General features: G+C 65.9%; 20 protein-coding genes and 6 pseudogenes. 2 read left to right on the forward strand and 24 right to left on the reverse strand.

Annotated elements, in window-relative coordinates; translation table 11 throughout:
- Positions 1-618, reverse strand: a complete 618-nt coding sequence (gene petA, locus BKK81_RS18415) for a ubiquinol-cytochrome c reductase iron-sulfur subunit (RefSeq protein ID WP_071010002.1) — start codon at positions 616-618, stop codon at positions 1-3.
- A 214-nt stretch (positions 619-832) separates the two neighbouring features.
- Between petA and mscL the strand changes: the two genes are divergently transcribed.
- A complete protein-coding gene (gene mscL, locus BKK81_RS18420; protein WP_071010004.1) occupies positions 833-1,258 on the forward strand; it encodes a large conductance mechanosensitive channel protein MscL in 426 nt (141 codons plus the stop codon).
- A 171-nt stretch (positions 1,259-1,429) separates the two neighbouring features.
- Here the strand turns inward: mscL and BKK81_RS18425 are convergent, their stop codons facing one another.
- Complete coding sequence (locus tag BKK81_RS18425; RefSeq protein ID WP_071010007.1) at positions 1,430-2,176, reverse strand: Nif3-like dinuclear metal center hexameric protein; 747 nt, start codon at positions 2,174-2,176, stop codon at positions 1,430-1,432.
- Between the two features lie 20 nt (positions 2,177-2,196).
- On the opposite strand from BKK81_RS18425, the gene BKK81_RS18430 reads away from it, so the two are divergent.
- Entirely contained in the window at positions 2,197-3,396 is a 1,200-nt protein-coding gene (locus BKK81_RS18430) for a Do family serine endopeptidase (RefSeq protein WP_071010008.1), read from the forward strand.
- Between the two features lie 631 nt (positions 3,397-4,027).
- On the opposite strand, the gene BKK81_RS18435 is transcribed toward BKK81_RS18430, so the two are convergent.
- The 22 genes and pseudogenes from BKK81_RS18435 to BKK81_RS18515 form a co-directional block, all read right to left on the reverse strand.
- Positions 4,028-5,119: a porin gene (locus BKK81_RS18435; protein ID WP_071010010.1), complete on the reverse strand. Its 1,092-nt coding sequence runs from the start codon at positions 5,117-5,119 to the stop codon at positions 4,028-4,030.
- Between the two features lie 290 nt (positions 5,120-5,409).
- The gene (gene tatC / locus BKK81_RS18440) at positions 5,410-6,210 is read right to left on the reverse strand and encodes a twin-arginine translocase subunit TatC (RefSeq protein WP_071010012.1); all 801 of its coding nucleotides are present in this window, start codon (positions 6,208-6,210) and stop codon (positions 5,410-5,412) included.
- A gap of 91 nt (positions 6,211-6,301) precedes the next feature.
- Positions 6,302-6,802, reverse strand: a complete 501-nt coding sequence (gene tatB / locus BKK81_RS18445) for a Sec-independent protein translocase protein TatB (RefSeq protein ID WP_071010014.1) — start codon at positions 6,800-6,802, stop codon at positions 6,302-6,304.
- Positions 6,803-6,895: 93 nt separating this feature from the next.
- Entirely contained in the window at positions 6,896-7,135 is a 240-nt protein-coding gene (tatA, locus tag BKK81_RS18450; RefSeq protein WP_071010016.1) for a Sec-independent protein translocase subunit TatA, read from the reverse strand.
- Between the two features lie 594 nt (positions 7,136-7,729).
- Positions 7,730-8,116 carry a DUF4870 family protein gene (locus tag BKK81_RS18455; RefSeq protein WP_071010017.1) on the reverse strand — a complete coding sequence of 129 codons (387 nt, stop codon included), beginning with the start codon at positions 8,114-8,116 and terminating at the stop codon, positions 7,730-7,732.
- A gap of 87 nt (positions 8,117-8,203) precedes the next feature.
- Positions 8,204-8,572 carry a phosphoribosyl-ATP diphosphatase gene (locus BKK81_RS18460; protein ID WP_071010019.1) on the reverse strand — a complete coding sequence of 123 codons (369 nt, stop codon included), beginning with the start codon at positions 8,570-8,572 and terminating at the stop codon, positions 8,204-8,206.
- Positions 8,569-8,976 (reverse strand): phosphoribosyl-AMP cyclohydrolase, encoded by a 408-nt coding sequence (hisI, locus tag BKK81_RS18465; protein WP_071010021.1) that lies wholly within the window; start codon positions 8,974-8,976, stop codon positions 8,569-8,571. The genes BKK81_RS18460 and hisI overlap by 4 nt, the downstream gene beginning before the upstream one ends.
- Before the next feature lie 65 nt (positions 8,977-9,041).
- Positions 9,042-9,617, reverse strand: coding sequence for an imidazole glycerol phosphate synthase subunit HisF (hisF, locus tag BKK81_RS18470; protein WP_442873399.1), 576 nt, complete (start codon positions 9,615-9,617; stop codon positions 9,042-9,044).
- A 269-nt stretch (positions 9,618-9,886) separates the two neighbouring features.
- Positions 9,887-10,231 carry a HisA/HisF-related TIM barrel protein gene (locus BKK81_RS37040; RefSeq protein WP_442873386.1) on the reverse strand — a complete coding sequence of 115 codons (345 nt, stop codon included), beginning with the start codon at positions 10,229-10,231 and terminating at the stop codon, positions 9,887-9,889.
- A pseudogene (locus BKK81_RS37045) lies at positions 10,161-10,520 on the reverse strand (HisA/HisF-related TIM barrel protein). Before BKK81_RS37045 ends, BKK81_RS37040 begins: the two are co-directional and overlap by 71 nt.
- A gap of 185 nt (positions 10,521-10,705) precedes the next feature.
- Positions 10,706-11,342, reverse strand: a pseudogene (gene hisH, locus BKK81_RS37050) (imidazole glycerol phosphate synthase subunit HisH).
- 106 nt (positions 11,343-11,448) lie between these two features.
- On the reverse strand, positions 11,449-11,601 hold the full coding sequence (locus tag BKK81_RS37055; protein WP_442873387.1) for a hypothetical protein: 153 nt from the start codon (positions 11,599-11,601) through the stop codon (positions 11,449-11,451).
- 6 nt (positions 11,602-11,607) lie between these two features.
- On the reverse strand, positions 11,608-11,865 hold the full coding sequence (locus BKK81_RS37060; protein WP_442873400.1) for a MarC family protein: 258 nt from the start codon (positions 11,863-11,865) through the stop codon (positions 11,608-11,610).
- Between the two features lie 221 nt (positions 11,866-12,086).
- Positions 12,087-12,245 (reverse strand): hypothetical protein, encoded by a 159-nt coding sequence (locus tag BKK81_RS37065; RefSeq protein WP_442873388.1) that lies wholly within the window; start codon positions 12,243-12,245, stop codon positions 12,087-12,089.
- A 30-nt stretch (positions 12,246-12,275) separates the two neighbouring features.
- Positions 12,276-12,538 (reverse strand): annotated as a pseudogene (locus BKK81_RS37070) (hypothetical protein).
- Positions 12,537-12,674, reverse strand: a pseudogene (locus tag BKK81_RS37075) (imidazoleglycerol-phosphate dehydratase); the annotation flags it as partial. The pseudogenes BKK81_RS37075 and BKK81_RS37070, both read right to left, overlap by 2 nt.
- A gap of 4 nt (positions 12,675-12,678) precedes the next feature.
- The gene (hisC, locus tag BKK81_RS18490; RefSeq protein ID WP_071015853.1) at positions 12,679-13,779 is read right to left on the reverse strand and encodes a histidinol-phosphate transaminase; all 1,101 of its coding nucleotides are present in this window, start codon (positions 13,777-13,779) and stop codon (positions 12,679-12,681) included.
- 54 nt (positions 13,780-13,833) lie between these two features.
- The gene (hisD, locus tag BKK81_RS18495; protein WP_071010032.1) at positions 13,834-15,171 is read right to left on the reverse strand and encodes a histidinol dehydrogenase; all 1,338 of its coding nucleotides are present in this window, start codon (positions 15,169-15,171) and stop codon (positions 13,834-13,836) included.
- Positions 15,172-15,201: 30 nt separating this feature from the next.
- Positions 15,202-15,800: pseudogene (gene hisG, locus BKK81_RS18500) on the reverse strand (ATP phosphoribosyltransferase).
- A gap of 88 nt (positions 15,801-15,888) precedes the next feature.
- Positions 15,889-16,512: pseudogene (locus tag BKK81_RS18505) on the reverse strand (UDP-N-acetylglucosamine 1-carboxyvinyltransferase); the annotation flags it as partial.
- A gap of 338 nt (positions 16,513-16,850) precedes the next feature.
- Positions 16,851-17,099: a BolA family protein gene (locus tag BKK81_RS18510; RefSeq protein ID WP_071010038.1), complete on the reverse strand. Its 249-nt coding sequence runs from the start codon at positions 17,097-17,099 to the stop codon at positions 16,851-16,853.
- A gap of 86 nt (positions 17,100-17,185) precedes the next feature.
- Entirely contained in the window at positions 17,186-17,971 is a 786-nt protein-coding gene (locus BKK81_RS18515) for an ABC transporter permease (protein ID WP_083384245.1), read from the reverse strand.
- Between the last annotated feature and the right edge of the window lie 15 nt (positions 17,972-17,986).

Here is a 17,986-nt window from a genome sequence, read left to right on the forward strand (position 1 = left end):
TCAGGCCTCTCCTTTCTCGTCCTTGCCGATCACGATCTTGGTGTCGGTCAGGAACTGGTATGGGGGAACGTCAAGGTTCTGCGGGGCCGGCTTGTTCTTGAACACGCGCCCGGCGAGATCGAAGGTCGAGCCGTGGCAGGGGCAGAGGAAGCCGGGATCGCTGCCGAGCTGGGGATTGGCGCCGGCGGGGAACGGGCCGGAAGGCGAGCAGCCCAGGTGGGAACAGATGCCGACCACGACCAGGACGTCCTTGTGGTCGGCGCGTGAACGGGTTTCGTTCTTGCAGTACTCGGGCGTCTTCATGGTGAAGGGCACATCCGAGTTCGGATCGGCCACTTCGACGTCGGTCTTCTTGAGAGACGCCAGCATCTCATCGGTGCGCCGCAGGATCCACACAGGCTTGCCGCGCCACTCCACCGTCATCATCTCGCCAGGCTTGAGGGCACCGATGTCGGCCTCGACCGGGGCGCCGGCCGCTTTGGCCTTCTCCGATGGCGCAAACGTACTGACAAACGGCACCGCCACTGCCACTCCTCCGATGCCGCCAGCCACGGACGTCGCGATCAACCAAGTGCGACGCCCCTTATCCACGCTTTTCACGCTTTGCTGGTCACTCATTCCAAACCCCAGGGGAAGTCAATTTAGATTTTGCGTCAACCGCAAATTGTACCTTAGGCACATTGTTCGACGAAAGGCGCATGACACGCCACCGCCGTACGATAATCGGACGATGCAACAGGGTTCCCTGCTTCACACTTGCGTTCCTGGCGGTGATGCGGCAGGCTTTTGGCATGCGTATAGTACGATACGCGCAACAAATCGGGAGAATGCAATGGGAATGGTTTCGGAATTCAAAACTTTCGCGATGCGCGGCAACGTCATCGACCTCGCGGTCGGTGTGATCATCGGCGCTGCCTTCGGGAAAATCGTGGATTCGGTGGTCAACGACCTGATCATGCCCATCGTGGGCCGCATCATCGGCAAGCTGGACTTCTCCAACCTGTTCGTCACCTTATCGGAGCCACCAGCAGGAACACCGATGACACTGGACGCCCTGAAGAAGGCCGGCGTCCCGGTGTTCGCCTACGGGAATTTCCTGACCATCGTCGTGAATTTCGTCATTCTCGCGTTCATCATTTTCCTGATGGTGCGCGGTTTCAATAAACTGCGCGCCCAGGAGCCGCCTCCCGCACCGGCCCCGACGCCGGAAGAAGTGGTGCTGCTGCGCGAAATCCGCGACAGCCTGAAAGCCAAGTAAGGATTTACCCGTAGGACACGGCCCACAGCCGGTAAAAATATTGCGGCGCCGCATGTTATTGCGGCGCCGCAATATTTAAACACCCGTTCCGACCCGGTTTTCTTGCGCCAGATCAAATGGGATGGATTCTTCGCCCGGCAAGCGACAAACCGGGGCCGCGGGTCGCCGCGCTCAGACCGGATTCGGGATGTCGATGAAGGTGTGGCTGAGGCCGAAGCGGTCGGCCAGGTGCTCACCCAGCGCACGGATGCCGAAGCGCTCGGTGGCATGGTGGCCGGCGGCCAGATAGGCCACGCCGCTCTCGCGCGCCAGGTGCGTGGTCTGCTCGGAGGCCTCGCCGCTCAGGTAAGCGTCGACCCCCGCCGCCACTGCGGCATCGAAATAGCCCTGGGCCCCGCCGGTGCACCAGCCGATGCTGCGGACCATCTGCCCAGGCTCGCCCAGCACCAGCGGCTCGCGCCCCAGCACGCCGCCGACATGGGCAGCGAAGGTCGCGAGCGGCATCGCTTGCGGCAGCGAGCCGGACCAGCACAAGTCGTTGTCGCCGAAACGGCCATGCGGCGTGAGCCCGAGCTGCAGCCCGAGCTGGACGTTGTTGCCCAGTTCCGGATGGCCGTCCAGCGGCAGGTGGTAGGCGAACAGGTTCAGGTCGGCACCGAGCAGGCGTTTGAGACGGGCGTGTTTCTGCCCGATCACGCGGGCATCCTCGTTCTTCCAGAAGTAACCGTGATGGACCAGCAGGGCATCGGCGCCGGCCTCGATGGCAGCCTCCACCAGCGCCAGGCTGGCAGTCACGCCCGTGACGATATGCCGCACTTCGGCACGCCCTTGCACTTGCAGGCCGTTGGGGCAATAGTCCTTGTAGCGAGACGCCTCGAGCAGATCGTTCAAGTACAATTCCAGCTCTCTGTTTTTCATTTTCCGCTCAAATTCCCAATATGTTGCGCCGATTTTGGCTGTTTTTCGCCCAGGCTGTCACGGTCGTGCTGGCGGTCTGGTTCGTCGTGGCCACGTTGAAGCCGGACTGGCTGCAGCGCGGCCGGGTCGCGGTCCAATCCGGCTCTCCGATCGTCGCGCTGAAGGAAGTCGTGCCCAATGTGAGCGGCGGGTCCGCGGAGGGCTCCTATAGCGAGGCCGCGCAGCAGGCGATGCCGGCGGTGGTGAACATCTTCACCAGCAAGAACGGCCGCAAGCGCAGCCAGAACCCGCAGCAGCAGGAAGATCCCTGGTTCCGCTTCTTCTTCGGCGACCGCCTGCCCGAGCGGCAGGAACCCGTGTCGAGCCTCGGCTCCGGCGTGATCGTCAGTTCCGAAGGTTACATTCTAACCAACCACCATGTGGTGGACGGCGCCGACGAGATCGAGGTGGCGCTGACGGATGGGCGCAAGGCCAATGCCAAGGTGGTGGGCTCCGATCCGGAAACCGACCTGGCGGTGCTGAAGGTGGGCCTGAAGGACCTGCCGGCCATCACGCTGGGACGGATCGAAAACGTCAAGGTGGGCGACATCGTGCTGGCCATCGGCAACCCGTTCGGCGTCGGCCAGACGGTGACGATGGGCATCGTCTCGGCGCTGGGCCGCAGCCATCTGGGTATCAATACCTTCGAGAACTTCATCCAGACCGATGCGGCCATCAACCCGGGCAATTCGGGCGGCGCATTGGTCGATGCGCGCGGCAACCTGCTCGGCATCAATACGGCGATCTATTCGCGCTCGGGCGGCTCGCTGGGGATCGGCTTCGCCATCCCGGTATCGACTGCCAAGCAGGTGATGGAATCGATCATCTCCACCGGCTCGGTCACGCGCGGCTGGATCGGCGTGGAGCCGCAGGACATGACCCCGGAGATCGCCGAATCCTTCGGCCTGGAAGCCAAGGAAGGCGCCCTGATCGCCGCCGTGGTGCAGGGTGGCCCGGCCGACAAGGCAGGGGTGCGTCCCGGCGATATCCTGGTCACGGTCGATGGCCAGCACATTGCCGACAGCACCGCGCTGCTCAATGCGGTGGCCCAGCTCAAGCCGGGGGCGGCGGCCAAGATGCAGGTCATGCGACGCGGCAAGCAGGCCGAGCTGACCGTGATGATCGGCAAGCGCCCGCCGCCGCCGCGCCGAGCCATGCAGCTCGACGAAGAAGAGGAATAAGCGGTACGCCATACGGTCCGCGCGCAGACCTCCGCGCCGGAAATACAGAAGCCCGCTGCCATGGCGGGCTTCTTTCTTGGGCGTCGGGAGCGCGTCGGCGGGAAAACCGCGCCCCCAGGGAAGCTTTGCCCTGAGGGGGCTGCCGACCGGCATTGGCTCATGCCGATCATGGCGGCCGGCGAAGCGGACATCGACGCAGCCGGAACGCCCCGTGGCGACGCCGGCAGGACCGCAGTTGCCACATCGCCGCCCTGCCCTCTGCCCAAGGCCTTCCATAGGCCATCCACGCTCAGGCATGTTGATGCGTTTGCGCGGCTCCAAAGGAACTCGCCACGCGCCAAAAACCTGCCTCCCCTCCCTGCTTCGACGACCCGAGAGGCGGCGCCCTCGGGCAGGCAGCTATGCGCTGCGGTGGGCTGCATCGGCCCCGCCGCACGCCAGGGCAATTACCAGAGGAAGGGTCAGGCCACATCCGGAATGGGCGCTGCACGATAGCCGTGGCGCCTCCACGCAACGCCGGCGGCAGATGCGGGCCGCAGATGGGGCCGCAGAAATGGGAAAAGCCGGCTTCCTTGCGGAAGCCGGCTTTCGCCTGCAAGTCGATTCGAAGCGGGCTTACACCCGCGTCAAATTAGAACTTGTGACGGACACCAACCACGGCACCGAATTGGTTGCCGCCGGAGATGACGTTCGAAGCCGTGCTGCTGTTGTAACCATCGACGCCCAGCGACGAGCCGCTCTTGTTCTTGGTGTACGAGACCGAGGTGTACAGGTCGGTACGCTTCGACAGAGCGTAGTCGGCGGTCGCGACGAATTGCCACGGATCAGCCGAGGTGTTGCGGAAGTCTTGGTAGTAAGCGGCGCCGGTCAGCGACAGAGCCGGGGTCAGTTGGTAACCCAGACCCAGCCAGTACAGGTTGGCGGTGCTCACGACGCTGCCCGGGGCGGAAGCCACTGCGCCCGGCAGGGTTGCGCCGTTGTAGCCCTTCGCCCAGCGGTAGCCAGCGTAGACCTTGGCCGGACCGAAAGCGTAGGTACCGGCAACGCTTGCGCGGCGGATCGATTGGCCAGCCGAAGCAGCGGTGCTGCCGTTCGATTGGTCATAGGTCGCACCAACCGAGAACGGGCCAGCGCCGTACATGGCGGTGAAGCCGTACTCACGGCCAGCCGAGAACACGCCCGGGATTTCGTTGCCGTTGTTCTGGAAGCTGTACAGAGCGGCGACGGTCAGGCCACCGAAGGTACCAACGTACTTGGCGGCGTTGTCAGCACGCGAAGCGTATTCCGGAGCGATCGAGGTGATCGAGTAGCGGGTCGAGATCGCCATCGGATCGTAGACCAGGCCGAAATCATAGAACAGGGTCTGTTGGCGACCCAGGGTCAGGGTGCCCCACTGGTTCTGCAGGCCGACGTAGGCGTTACGGTTGAACAGACGGCTGGAGTCCGACTGGCCACCGGTGTCAACGTTGAAACCGCTTTCCAGGGTGAAGATGCCCTTCAGGCCGCCGCCCAGGTCTTCCACGCCACGCAGGCCCCAACGCGAACCGGACTGGTTGCCCGAGGTCATGCGCCATGCGTTCGACGATTGGCCGTTCGGACCCGGGGTGCGGTTGGTGTACTCGAGGCCAACGTCAGCCACGCCGTAAAGGGTCACGCTCGACTGGGCATACGCACCGCCGGCGGCCAGAGCGGCGACGGCAGCTGCAAACAGTTTCATCTTCATATCGACACTTTCCTTGTCAACTGATTGGGAAATCTTGGCTTGCCCAAGTGCTTGGGCGACGCACTTACTTAACGTCTGCTGCGTATTATGGGCCAGGCCCCCAGAGGCTCAGAAGGCTTTTTCGCGGTAAACACTGCGAATCAGCCCGATTTGTTGCGAGGGAGCAACAGACAAGTCTCCAATTTTCACCAAAGTGGTGCAAAAAATAGAGGTAAACCGAGGTACCCGTGGCCCTCCCATAGTCGGCTGCCGGCACGGTGGCCAGCGCCTCAGCGAGGGCCGCCGGCGGCTCAATCGGCCGTCGTGCCGCCCACGGCCTCCGGCGATTCCTCCGGCTTCAGGAAGAAGCGCGCCATCAGCAGGCCCAGTTCATACAGGGCGATCAGGGGCACGGCCAGCAGGAGCTGGGAGAGCACGTCGGGCGGCGTCACCACGGCGGCAATGATGAATGCGCCGACGATGACGTAGGGACGCACCTGCTTGAGCTTGTCGAGTTCCACCACGCCGAAGCGCACCAGCACGATCACCACCACCGGCACCTCGAAGGTGATGCCGAAGGCAAGGAACATGGTCATGGCGAAGCTGAGGTACTTGTCGATGTCGGTCGACATGTCCGCCCCGAGCGGCGCGTTGTAGTGCGCCATGAAGTGGAAGACCGTGGGGAAGACCAGGAAGTAGGCAAAGGTGACGCCGCACAGGAACAGCACATAGCTGCTGCTGACCAGCGGCAGGATCAGCCGCTTCTCATGCTGGTACAGGCCCGGCGCGACGAATTTCCAGATCTGGTACAGCACCCAGGGCAGTGCGATCAGGAAGGCGACCAGCAGTGTGACCTTCATCGGCACGAAGAAGGAACCGGTGACGTCGGTGACGATCATCCTGCCCCCCTTGGGCAGGGAGACCATCAGCGGCCGCGCGAAGAGGTTGAAGATTTCGGGCGCCCAGTAGACGAGGCCGAGGAAGATGATCAGCACGCCGGCCACCGCCTTGACCAGCCGCTCGCGCAGTTCGATCAGATGGGAGATGAAGGTTTCCTGCTGGTCGTCCTGCGGATCCGGCTCGGGAGAATGGGAGGAACGCGTATCGCTCATGGCGTGGATCGCTCAGCCGCGCGGGCCGGTAACGAGTAAGACTTGGCGGCGCGGGGCGCCGGGCTGTGGCGTGCCACTCGGGCCGGCCACGTCAATCGAAGAAAGAGCGGCCGGGGCCCGCCGCCGGCCGGTGGCGTTTGACGCGCGCCGCACCCGACTGTGCCCACATGCGCACATTCTGCTGCCGCTTGAACCACAGCGGCCGAGCGCCCTGCTTGACGCGCCAGCTCTTGCGGCCAGTGCGGACCTTGTGCGCCGCGTCCCACGAGGGCACGTAGCCAGTGCCGCCGCCGGGCTCGGCATGGCTTTCGCCGGACAGGGCCTCGTTCAGCGCCTGCGTCTGTTCGCTCACTTCCTTGTGGATGGTCCGCTCGACATCGCGCGCGGCTTCCTCGAACTCGGTGCGCATCTTGCGCAGTTCCTCGAGCTCGACCTCGCGGCTGACCTCGGCCTTCACATCATTGATATAGCGCTGGGCGCGCCCGACCAGCGCGCCGACCGTACGCGCCACCTTCGGCAGCCGCTCAGGGCCGATCACGATCAGCGCCACGGCACCGATCAGCGCGAGCTTGGAAATACCGAGGTCGATCATGCGGGCTTCGGGACAGGAAGAGGGACCGGCGCCGTGGCGCCGGAAGCGGAAAGGATCACGTGCGCCGCCGCGCGAACGTGGGCGGAACGCGCATCACTTCTGCTGCGACGACTTGTCCTTGGCCTCGACATCGATGGTGGTCGAGTCGCGCAGTTCCTTGGGCTGGGCGGACTGGGCCGGCTTATCGGCAGCGTCGCCTTCGCGCATGCCGTCCTTGAAGCCCTTGACCGCGCCACCCAGATCCTGGCCGATGTTGCGCAGCTTCTTGGTGCCGAATACCAGCATCACGATCAGCAGCACGATCAGCCAGTGCCAAATGCTCAACGAACCCATTTTCTATCGCTCCTGATGGCGCCGCGGACAGCCCTCCGGCCGTCCCGCCCCGTTTGTTCCGTCCTCACAAGCCTGCGCCGGGCGACGGTTGCCGGCGCGGCACCCGGCCGCCGTCAAACGGACCGCGGCCTGTACCTCCTTCTCCTGCTCGCTCCCGGCCGGCGCAGCGGCATCTTCCACTGCACGCATGGACCACCCTCGCCTGCGGGTACGGTTGAAGGACGGCTTGTCCGTCTTCCGGCCCCGCGCCGATCATGGTACGGCACCGCCGACACTGCGCCAGCCCATGCCGGTCCGGGCACTCTCTACACCATTTTAGCAAGCAAGCCGCCTTCGCCGGGGCCGCAATTGGCCGGCGAGGCGGGATGCCTCCCCGGACCATGCAGGAAGTGTACCGGCGCCTTGAGATGAAGCCACCGGACGTCGGGCATCGCCCCATCCCTGCTGCGCCCTGGCGCCTGGTCCGCCCCGCGCCGGCCGGCTGCGGCCTAGCAGAAGTGACGATTATCCCGCGTGTTCATGAAAATCTCGTGGTTCGGGTGGAGTCGGATCAGGCGGACCGGGGAAGCGAAGCCACGTGGGCAGGCAGGCAGCTCAGAACGAGCCGTCCGGGTACATCGGCTTGCCATCGTTCAGGTAGAGCCAGCCCTTGACGATGCGGTACAACATCCACAGCGACAGCACGCCCCAGACGGCGAAGGCTGCCGGAATCAGCACCACGGTGAAGAACAAGGCCCCACCCAGCACCGCCCAGGCGATCGACCACCAGAAGGAGCGGATCTGCCAGGCGAAATGCGAGGCATAGAGGCTGCCGCGCGCGTCGTCGCGCTTGACGTAGTCGACGATGATGGCGACCAGCGCGGTGATGCCGCCGGTCAGCCAGAAGATGGCGTACAGGGCATACAGGATGTGCAGCAGCTTGCGCAGGCTGTCGAGCTGCGCGCCGGAAGGCAGGACCTGGCCGCTGGATTCGTTGCTCATGTGCGTCCTTCTCCTTGTTGTGCGGGGCAAGTGCCGGCCGGCGCGCGGCTCTCCGCGCGACCAGCGGCGTGGGTCTCGCCGTGGGCCTTATTGCGACCGGCTCGCCTTCTCTTCCAGCCCCGACAGGCCTTCGCGGCGCGCCAGTTCGCGCACCACGTCGTCCGGGGACAGGCCGAAGCGCGCCAGCAGCACCATGGTGTGGAACCACAGGTCGGCCACTTCGTAGACCACCTTGCTCTTGGCCTCGTCCGACAGGCCGGCGGCGCGTGCGTCCTTGGCCGCCATCACGGTCTCGGTCGCTTCCTCGCCGATCTTCTTCAGAATGGCATCGTCGCCCTTGTGGAACAGGCGCGCCACGTAGGACTTGTCGGGATCGCCGCCCAGTTCGGGCTTGCGCGACTCCAGCGTGGCGGCGATGCGCGCCAGGATATCGGCGCCGCTCGGGGATGTGCTCATGGCTTGGCCGCGTAGATCTGGGTGGGGTCCTTCAGGACCGGCTCGACCGTCTGCCAGTCGCCGTTCTCGGCGTCACCCTCGAACTTCTGGAAGAAGCAGGCGTGCCGTCCGGTGTGGCAGGCAATGCCGTCGATCTGGGTGACCTTGAGCAGGACCACGTCCTCGTCGCAGTCGAGACGGATCTCATGCACCTTCTGCACGTGGCCGGACTCCTCGCCCTTGTGCCACAGGCGCTTGCGCGAACGCGACCAGAACACCGCCTCGCCCAGTTCCACGGTGCGCTGCAGCGCCTCGCGGTTCATGAAGGCAAACATCAGCACGTCATTCGAGCCGACTTCCTGCACGATCACCGGCACCAGGCCGTTGTCGTCCCATTTAACCTTGTTGAGCCACTTCTTTGCCATCTTGCTTCGCCGTGATCAGATCCGCACCGGAATGCCCTCGCGGGCCATGAACGCCTTCGCCTCGCCTACGGTGTGCTGCCGTAGTGGAAGATGCTGGCCGCCAGCACCGCATCGGCATGGCCCAGGCGGATGCCGTCGGCCAGGTCCTGCAGGCTGCCCACGCCCCCCGATGCGATCACCGGCACCGGCACGGCATCGCTGACGGCACGCGTCAGTTCGAGGTCGAAGCCGCTCTTGGTACCATCGCGGTCCATGCTGGTCAACAACAGTTCGCCCGCGCCACGCTCGGCCATTTCGCGTGCCCACTGCACCGCGTCCAGGCCGGTGGCCTTGCGCCCGCCGTGGGTGAAGACCTCCCAACGCGGCGGCTCACCCGGCGCCGAGCTACGCTTGGCGTCGATGGCGACCACGATGCACTGCGAAGCCGTACCTGGCCGTGGCGTCCGACACCAGTTGCGGATTGGCGATGGCGACGAATTGACACTGATCTTGTCCGCGCCAGCATTGAGCAGCCGGCGTACGTCCTCGACGGCGCGCACACCGCCGCCCACAGTCAGCGGGATGAAGACCTGGGAGGCCACGGCCTCGATGATGTGCAGGATCAGGTCGCGGCCGTCGCTGGTCGCGGTAATGTCAGAAATGTGATTTCATCGGCACCCTGCTCGTCGTAGCGGCGCGCGATTTCGACCGGGTCGCCCTGCGTCGCGCAATTCGACGAAGTTGACCCCCTTGACCACCGCCCGTGGTCACGTCCAGGCAGGGGGATGATACGTTTGGCTAGCATGAGATTCCTTGTCCGGCCCTGCCCCGGCTCGCAACCGGGGCGGCCGGCACGGCGCGCCGTGCGCGCGTTGCCTATTGCTCCGCGCCCAGCTTGTCGGCGCGGGCCTGCGCGTCGGAGAAGTTCAGGTCACCCGAGTAGATCGCGCGGCCGCAGATCACGCCTTCCACGCCTCGCCCTCGACCGCGCACAGGTGATCGATGTCGGCCAGGTTGGAGAGGCCCGCCGCTTGGCGATCACCGGGATCGACATCGACTGGGCCAGCTTGACGGTCGCCTCGATGTTGATGCCCTGCAGCATGCCCATCGCGACCGATGTCGGTATAGATGATGGCTTCGACGCCATTCCTCGTACTTTGCGGGCCAGGTCCACCACTTCGTGGCCGGTCAGCTTGCTCCAGCCGTCAGTGGCGACCTTGCCGTCCTTGGCATCCGAGGCCGACGATGATATGGCCGCCGAAGGCCGAGCAGGCATCCTTCAGGAAGCCGGGATTCTTCACTGCCGCGGTGCGATGATGACGTAGGACAACCCGTCGTCGAGCCAGCGCTCCGATCGTGTTCAGGTCGCGAATGCCGCCGCCCAGCTGGACGGGGATTTCGCCCCCCACCTCGGCGATGGATCGCCTTGATCGCGGCTTCGTTGCGCGGCTTGCCCACGAAGGCGCCATTCAAGTCGACCAGGTTGCAGGCGACGGAGCGCCCTGCTCCACCCAGTGACGTGCCATGGCGGCGGGATCCTCGGAAAAGACGGTGGCCTGGTCCATGTCGCCTTGTTTGAGGCGTACACATGACCGTCCTTCAGGGTCGATGGCCGGATGAGCAACATATGCGTGACGAGCGTGGTTGAGTAGAAAAAAGGGAACAAGACCGGCGGACCGGGTCGAGTCAGGTCAGGTCAGTTCGGGTCGATTCAAGTCGAACAGGTCGATCGGGTCAAGGGGCCGGATCCTCACGGATTCCAATGCACGAAGTTCCTGTACAGCTGCAGACCCATCGCGGCGCTCTTTTCCCGGATGGAACTGCGTGGCAAAAATATTATCGGCGCGCCACGGCACTGGTAAACACGACGCCATAACTGCGTTTCGCCTGCCGTATGGGCCGGGTTGTGCGGCCGCACGTAGTAGCTGTGGACGAAATAGAACCAGCTGTCGTCCGGGATCCCCTCCCACGCGGGGTGGGCACCGACCTGCCGGACCCGGTTTCGCATCCCATCTGGGGAACTTTGAAGCGGGAAGCCGTCCGGCTGTGTTCATGCCGTCCAGCTCGAAGCGGACCACTTCGCGGGCATCAGTCCGAGGCAGGGCGGTGTCCGCCCTGTCCGGCGCGGCGCTCGGTACTGCTGTCGAACAGCATCTGCTCGCCCACGCACACGCCCAGCATCGGGCTTGCTGGCCGCCCGCCTCCAGCACGGCCTGCTGCAGGCCCGAGGCTCCCAGCGCGCCCATGCCAGTCCGGCATCGGCGCCTGGCCGGGGCAGACCACCCGGTCCGCGGCGCGGATACCCTCGGGAGCATCCCACCACCGCACATCCGCTTCCGGGCGCCCGCGCACGCAGTGCCTGCCGCGACCGAGCGCAGTTTGCCCATGCCGTAATCCACAATTGCTATGGTAGTCATGATTTCAAAACAGGCAAAGTGTCTTCAGCCCGTCCACCATGATTCCCACGGTCCAGCGCCGACAGGTTCAGGCCCATCAGGCGCGTGGCCGATATTGATGCCCGGTGCGGCCGATCACCCTGGAAATGGGGTCCGGCCGCGCGGATACCAGATACACCACCGCCCCCAGCACCACGCCGATGGCGACCAGCACCAGCAACTGGTACCCAGTGCTGAGTCTTGCCGGCATAGACGATCACCCGTGCTGATCGAGCCCGGCCCGGTCAGCAGCGGCCGTGCCAGCCGGCACCACCGCCACGCTGGCCTTGGCCTCGGCCTCGTCCTCCTCCTCGGCGTGGCCTTGGTGCGGCTGGTCTGGGCGTTGAGGCATGTTCATGGCCATCATGATCATGATCAGGCCGCCACCGACCTGCAGGGACGCCACCGAGATATTGAAGAACTCGATGATCTGCTGCCCCAGCAGCGCCCGACACCGCCACCACCCCACCGCCACCGAGAATCGATGCGATCTTGATCGTGTGCAGCTTCTCGGTCTCGGACTGCTGGTCCCGTCAGGCTGATGAAGAACGGGATCGCCCCGATCGGGTTGATCAGCGCCAGCAGCGAGATGAACGACTTGAGGGTATCCATCGGTTGCGTGCGGCCGGCTTGCCGGCCAATCCAGGCGCCTCGCGGCCGGTTCCGCCCCCCCGGCGCGCCGGGGGGCGGTTCTGCTTACAGCGTACCCTTGGTGGACGGCACGGTGCCCGCTGCGCGCGGATCCAGTTCCACCGCCATCGCAGCGCCCGGCCGAAGGCCTTGAACACGGTTTCGCCACTGGTGGTGGGCATTGATGCCGCGCAGGTTGTCGATATGCAGCGTGACCGCCGGCATGGTTGACGAAACCGCGGAAGAACTCGATGGTCAGGTCGACATCGAAGCTGCCCACGCGGCGCGCGTGAACGGCACGTGGAATTCCAGGCCCGGGCGGCCCGAGAAATCGATCACCACGCGCGACAGGCATTCGTCCAGCGGCACATAGCTGTGCCCGTAGCGGGTGATGCCTTCTTGTCGCCGATGGCACGTGCCACGGCCTGGCCGAGCGTGATGCCGACGTCCTCGACCGTATGGTGGTCGTCGATATGCGTATCGCCCTTTGGCCTCGACCTCCAGGTCGAACATGCCATGCCGGGCGATCTGGTCCAGCATGTGGTCGAGGAAGGGCACGCCGGAGGCCAGCTTCTGGCGTCCGGTGCCGTCGAGATTGAGCGAAACGCGGATCTGCGTTTCGGAGGTATTGCGGGTGACCTCTGCAACACGCATGGTGTTAATCCTGCAACGAGGCACGGAAGGCCTCGAGAAACTGCGCGTTCTCTTCGGGGGTGCTGACCGTGACGCGCAAACAGTTGGCCAGCAACGGGTGCATTTTACCCACGTTCTTGATCAGCACCTTGCGCGCCAGCACTCGGTCGAAGATCTGTGCGCCATCGGGCACGCGCAGCAGCAGGAAATTGGCCGCGCTGGGGAAGACGGTGACCCCGGGCAGCGCCTGCAACGCCGCCACCAGGTTCGCGCGTTCCGCGCGCAACCGGGCCGCCTGCTCGTCGAGCACGGCGACATGCTCCAGCGCGAACAGCGCGGCGGCCTCGGTCAGCACATTGACGTTGTATGGCGGACGCACCTTGTCGAGCTGCGCCAGCCATTCCGGCGCGCCGGCCACGTAGCCCAGGCGGATGCCCGCCAGGCCCAGCTTGGACACGGTGCGCATCACCAGCAGGTTGCCGAAGTCCGCCAGGCGCGGCATCCAGCTCTGCTGGGCGAAGGGCTGGTAGGCCTCGTCGACCACCACCAGGCTCTGGCAGACGGCGCCGTCGGCGGCGCGCAGGATGGCCTCCATGTCGGCTTCGTCGAACAGGTTACCGGTGGGATTGTTCGGATAAGCCAGGTAGATGATGGCGGGCTGGTGCTCGGCCATGGCCGCCAGCATGGCGTCGCGGTCGAGCGTGAAATCCGCGCGCAGCGGCACGCCGACGAAGCCCAGGCCGGCGAACTGCGCCGACATCGCGTACATGACGAAGCCCGGCACCGGCGCCAGCACCTTGGCGCCCGGCTTGGCGGCGGCCAGCGACAGCATGCTGATGATTTCGTCGGAGCCGTTGCCGAGCAGCACATCCATGCCGGCCGGCACCTGCATCACCGCCTGGAGCCTGGCGCGCAGCGCGTCGCTGCTCGGCACCGGGTAGCGGTTGAGCGCGACCTCGCCCAGGCGGGCGGACAGTTCGGCGCGCAGCGCGGCGGCAGCAGGTAGGGGTTTCTCCATGGCGTCGAGCTTCACCAGACCATGCGCGTCCGGCACGTGGTAGGCGCCCATGGCGCGCACGTCGTCACGGATGATGCGTTCGATCAGGGAAGGCTTTACGGCAGACATGGAAGGTCCTCTCGGGTGGGTTGCCGCCGCCCGGCAGGGCGGCGGCGGGTGGAATCAACTGCGCTTGATACGGTACTCGGCGCTGCGTGCGTGGGCCTGCAACCCCTCGCCGTAGGCCAGTTCGGCGGCGATCTGGCCCAGCATCTGCGCACCGCCCTCGCTGACCTCGATCAGGCTGGAGCGCTTCTGGAAATCGTAGACGCCCAGCGGGGAAGAGAAGCGCGCGGTGCGCGAGGTCGGCAGCACGTGGTTGGGGCCGGCGCAATAGTCACCGAGCGACTCGCTGGTGAAGCGGCCGAGGAAGATGGCGCCGGCATGGCGGATCTTCTCCGCCCACTGGCGCGGATTCTCCGCGGAGATCTCCAGGTGCTCCGGCGCGATCGCGTTGGCGATCTCGCAGGCCTCGTCCATGTCGCGCACCTTGATCAGCGCGCCGCGTCCGGACAGCGAGGCGGCAATGACGTCGCGGCGCGGCATCACGTCGAGCTGGCGCTGGATGCTGGCCTCCACCGCGGCGATGTAGCGGGCGTCCGGGCACAGCAGGATCGATTGCGCCAGTTCATCGTGCTCGGCCTGCGAGAACAGGTCCATGGCCACCCAGTCGGGATCGGTGGTGCCGTCGCAGATCACCAGGATCTCGGACGGCCCGGCGATCATGTCGATGCCCACCGTGCCGAACACGCGGCGCTTGGCGGCCGCGACATAGGCATTGCCCGGACCGACGATCTTGTCCACCTGCGGCAGCGTGGCGGTGCCGTAGGCCAGCGCCCCGACCGCCTGCGCGCCACCGATGGTGAACACGCGGTCGACGCCGGCGATCTGCGCGGCGGCCAGCACCAGCGGGTTGCGCACGCCGCCCGGCGTCGGCACCACCATGATCACTTCCTTGACGCCGGCCACGCGCGCGGGAATCGCGTTCATCAGCACCGACGAGGGATAGGCGGCCTTGCCGCCCGGCACGTAGAGGCCGACGCGGTCGAGCGGCGTGACCTTCTGGCCGAGCACCGTGCCGTCGGACTCGGTGTACTCCCAGCTGTGGCTGCCGCATTCGATCTTCTGCTTCTCGTGGTAGGCGCGCACGCGCGCCGCCGCCGCCTCCAGCGCCGCGCGGCGCTTGGGCTCGAGCTCGTCGAGCGCGGCTTCCAGCTCCGCCTGCGACAGTTCGAGCGCGCCCAGCGAGGCGGCCTCGACGCGGTCGAAACGCTGCGTGTATTCCAGCACCGCGGCATCGCCGCGCGCCTTCACGTCGGCCAGGATCTGCGCCGCGGCGCGGTCGATGGCTTCGTCTTCCGAAGCCTCGAACGCCAGCACCTCGCGCAACGCGGCGGCGAAGCCCGCCTCGCTCGAATCGAGCTGGCGGATCACCACGTGTTCGGTACGGTTTTCAGTCATGATGGCTATCCCCTGGGGCAAGCGGCGGCTTCAGGCCAGCGCCGCCGAGGCCCGTTCGAATGCGTCGAGAATCGGCGTGAGCCGCTCGCGCTTGAGCTTGAGCGCGGCCTGGTTGACCACCAGCCGCGACGAAATCTGCACGATCTCCTCCACCTCGACGAGGTTGTTGGCGCGCAGCGTGCCGCCGGTGCTGACCAGGTCGACGATGGCGTCGGCCAGGCCCACCAGCGGACCCAGTTCCATCGAGCCGTAGAGCTTGATCAGGTCGACGTGCACGCCCTTCTTGGCGAAGTGCTCGCGCGCGGTCTGCACGTACTTGGTGGCGACCGCAGGCGCGCGCCCTGGTGCACGGCACTGGCATAGTCGAAACCGGCCGGCACCGCCACCGACATGCGGCACTTGGCGATATTGAGGTCGATCGGTGCATAGAGGCCCGCCATGCGTGCTCCATCAGCACGTCCTTGCCGGCCACGCCGAAATCGGCGGCACCGTACTGCACGTAGGTCGGCACGTCGGGAGGCGCGCACGATGATGACGCGCACGTCCGGATCCGTGGTCGGCAGGATCAGCTTGCGCGACGTCTCCGGATTCTCGGTGACGCGGATGCCTGCAGCCTCCAGCAGCGGCATCGTCTCGGTGAAGATGCGGCCCTTGGACAGAGCCAGCGTCAGCTGGTTGGCGGGCGGATGGCGAGATTCATGGGTGTCCTCGGGATACTCAGGCGATGCGGCGGATCTTGGCGCCCACCGCCGACAGCTTGTCTTCGATGCGGTCGTAACCGCGGTCCAGATGATAGATACGGTCGATGACGGTCTCGCCTTCGGCCACCAGCCCGGCGATCACCAGGCTGGCCGAAGCGCGCAGGTCGGTGGCCATCACCTTGGCACCGGACAGGCGCGGCACGCCGGTCACCACCGCCGTATTGCCCTCCACCGAGATATTCGCACCCAGCCGGCTCAGTTCCTGCACATGCATGAAGCGGTTCTCGAAGATGGTCTCGGTGACGCGCGACGTACCTTCGGCAACCGCGTCCAGGCCATGAACTGCGCCTGCATGTCGGTCGGGAAGGCCGGGTACTCCGAGGTACGGAAGCTGACCGCGCGCGGGCGCTGCGGCATCGCCAGGCGGATCCAGTCCTCGCCGCTGTCGATGCGCGCGCCGGCTTCGCGCAGCTTGTCCAGCACCGCGTTTCATGCCTCAGTCAGCGTCAGGTCGCCGAGCGTGGCGGCAGCCGCGCACAGGAAGGTGCCGGCCTCGATGCGGTCGGCAACCACGTCATGGCTGGCGCCGTGCAGGCGCTCGACGCCCGCACCACCAGCCGGTCGGTGCGATGCCCTCGCTGCGCTCTTGACCAGCAGACCACAGCACGGTCTCGCCGTCGGCCAGTGCGTGCACGCATCAGGCCTCATCGGTGAGGCGCGGCCCACGCGTGCGCCCTGAGCACACATTCGGGTCCAGCCCCATCGTTGGCGGGCGTGCAGCGAGGCGCCGCCTCGCGCGCGCCGCCGGAGGATGGACGGCGCGAGCGGGGATGGCACAGCGCGGCACGGCCGTGCCGTCTGGCGCCTGGAGCCGTCCTTGGCGGCGCCCTGCTGCCCGGTCCGCGGGCCGTTGCCCTGGATCTCAAGGTCCAACATCAAGGGACGCTCGCGTTGCGGCGGCACATGCCGCCCCGTCGCTCACTTGCCGTCGGCCGCCTGCCATTCGGCGGGCGTCAGGGTCTTCATCGACAGCGCGTGGATCTCGGCCTTCATGCGGTCGCCCAGCGCCGCGTAGACGCGCTGGTGCCGCTGGATGAGGCGCTTGCCCTCGAACTCCCCGCTGACGATGGTGGCGAAGAAGTGCTGACCGTCGCCCTCCACCTGCAGGTGTTCGCATGGCAGACCTTGGGCGATATAGTCCCTGACTTGTTCCGGTGTAGGCAGCATGTCTTTCTCTTTGTTTCGTCTCGTTACGTCTGATCGCTTGGCTTGCGGTATAGGAATCGGCAGCGGCGCGGGGGAGCGCCTCAGCCTCAATGCCGCAGCTTGTAGCCCGACTTCAGCAGCCGCAGCGCCAGCGCCGCCAGCACCAGGAAGGCGGTGCCGACCACGGCCAGGCTGAAGACCGGGTCGGCGTCGGACACGCCGAAGAAGCCGTAGCGGAAGCCGTCGATCATGTAGAAGAACGGGTTCGCATGCGACACCCCTTGCCAGAAGGGGGGCAGCGAGTGGATGGAATAGAACACGCCGGACAGGAAGGTGGCCGGCATGATCAGGAAGTTCTGGAACGCCGCGAGCTGGTCGAATTTCTCCGCCCAGATGCCGGCGATCAGGCCGAGCGTGCCGAGGATGGCGGCGCCCAGCACGGCAAAGGCCAGGATCCAGCCCAGGTGGGCGAAATTCAGGTGCGCGAACCAGGCGGTGACCAGCAGCACGCCGAGCCCGACCGACAGGCCCCGCACCACGGACGCCAGCACGTAGGCACTGAACATCTCCCAGTGCGACAGCGGCGGCAGCAGCACGAACACCAGGTTGCCGGTGATCTTGGACTGGATCAGCGAGGACGAACTGTTGGCGAAGGCGTTCTGCAGCACGCTCATCATTACCAGGCCGGGCACCAGGAAGGCCGTATAGCTGATCTGGTCGTAGACCTTGACGCGGTCTTCCAACACGTGACCGAAGATCAGCAGGTAAAGGATGGCCGTCAGCACGGGCGCGGCCACGGTCTGGAAGCTGACCTTCCAGAAACGCAGCACTTCCTTGTAGAACAGCGTGCGGAAACCCACCAGGCCGCCGGGCGCCGAGACGGCGGCCGGCAGGCGGCGCGCGGCGTC

Source organism: Cupriavidus sp. USMAHM13 (genome assembly GCF_001854285.1).
GTDB classification, from domain to species: domain Bacteria; phylum Pseudomonadota; class Gammaproteobacteria; order Burkholderiales; family Burkholderiaceae; genus Cupriavidus; species Cupriavidus malaysiensis.

Coding starts and splice junctions, on each gene's coding strand:
- tatC (WP_071010012.1), bottom strand. CDS start 6,210: ATGAGCGATACGCGTTCCTCCCATTCTCCCGAGCCGGATCCGCAGGAC.
- BKK81_RS18460 (WP_071010019.1), bottom strand. CDS start 8,572: ATGAGCACATCCCCGAGCGGCGCCGATATCCTGGCGCGCATCGCCGCC.
- petA (WP_071010002.1), bottom strand. CDS start 618: ATGAGTGACCAGCAAAGCGTGAAAAGCGTGGATAAGGGGCGTCGCACT.
- tatB (WP_071010014.1), bottom strand. CDS start 6,802: ATGATCGACCTCGGTATTTCCAAGCTCGCGCTGATCGGTGCCGTGGCG.
- BKK81_RS18425 (WP_071010007.1), bottom strand. CDS start 2,176: ATGAAAAACAGAGAGCTGGAATTGTACTTGAACGATCTGCTCGAGGCG.
- hisC (WP_071015853.1), bottom strand. CDS start 13,779: ATGTCTGCCGTAAAGCCTTCCCTGATCGAACGCATCATCCGTGACGAC.
- tatA (WP_071010016.1), bottom strand. CDS start 7,135: ATGGGTTCGTTGAGCATTTGGCACTGGCTGATCGTGCTGCTGATCGTG.
- hisD (WP_071010032.1), bottom strand. CDS start 15,171: ATGACTGAAAACCGTACCGAACACGTGGTGATCCGCCAGCTCGATTCG.
- BKK81_RS18455 (WP_071010017.1), bottom strand. CDS start 8,116: ATGAGCAACGAATCCAGCGGCCAGGTCCTGCCTTCCGGCGCGCAGCTC.
- BKK81_RS37065 (WP_442873388.1), bottom strand. CDS start 12,245: ATGCCGGCGGTCACGCTGCATATCGACAACCTGCGCGGCATCAATGCC.
- mscL (WP_071010004.1), top strand. CDS start 833: ATGGGAATGGTTTCGGAATTCAAAACTTTCGCGATGCGCGGCAACGTC.
- BKK81_RS37055 (WP_442873387.1), bottom strand. CDS start 11,601: ATGCCGGCAAGACTCAGCACTGGGTACCAGTTGCTGGTGCTGGTCGCC.
- hisI (WP_071010021.1), bottom strand. CDS start 8,976: ATGGCAAAGAAGTGGCTCAACAAGGTTAAATGGGACGACAACGGCCTG.
- BKK81_RS37040 (WP_442873386.1), bottom strand. CDS start 10,231: ATGCCTGCTCGGCCTTCGGCGGCCATATCATCGTCGGCCTCGGATGCC.
- BKK81_RS18510 (WP_071010038.1), bottom strand. CDS start 17,099: ATGCTGCCTACACCGGAACAAGTCAGGGACTATATCGCCCAAGGTCTG.
- BKK81_RS18430 (WP_071010008.1), top strand. CDS start 2,197: ATGTTGCGCCGATTTTGGCTGTTTTTCGCCCAGGCTGTCACGGTCGTG.
- BKK81_RS18435 (WP_071010010.1), bottom strand. CDS start 5,119: ATGAAGATGAAACTGTTTGCAGCTGCCGTCGCCGCTCTGGCCGCCGGC.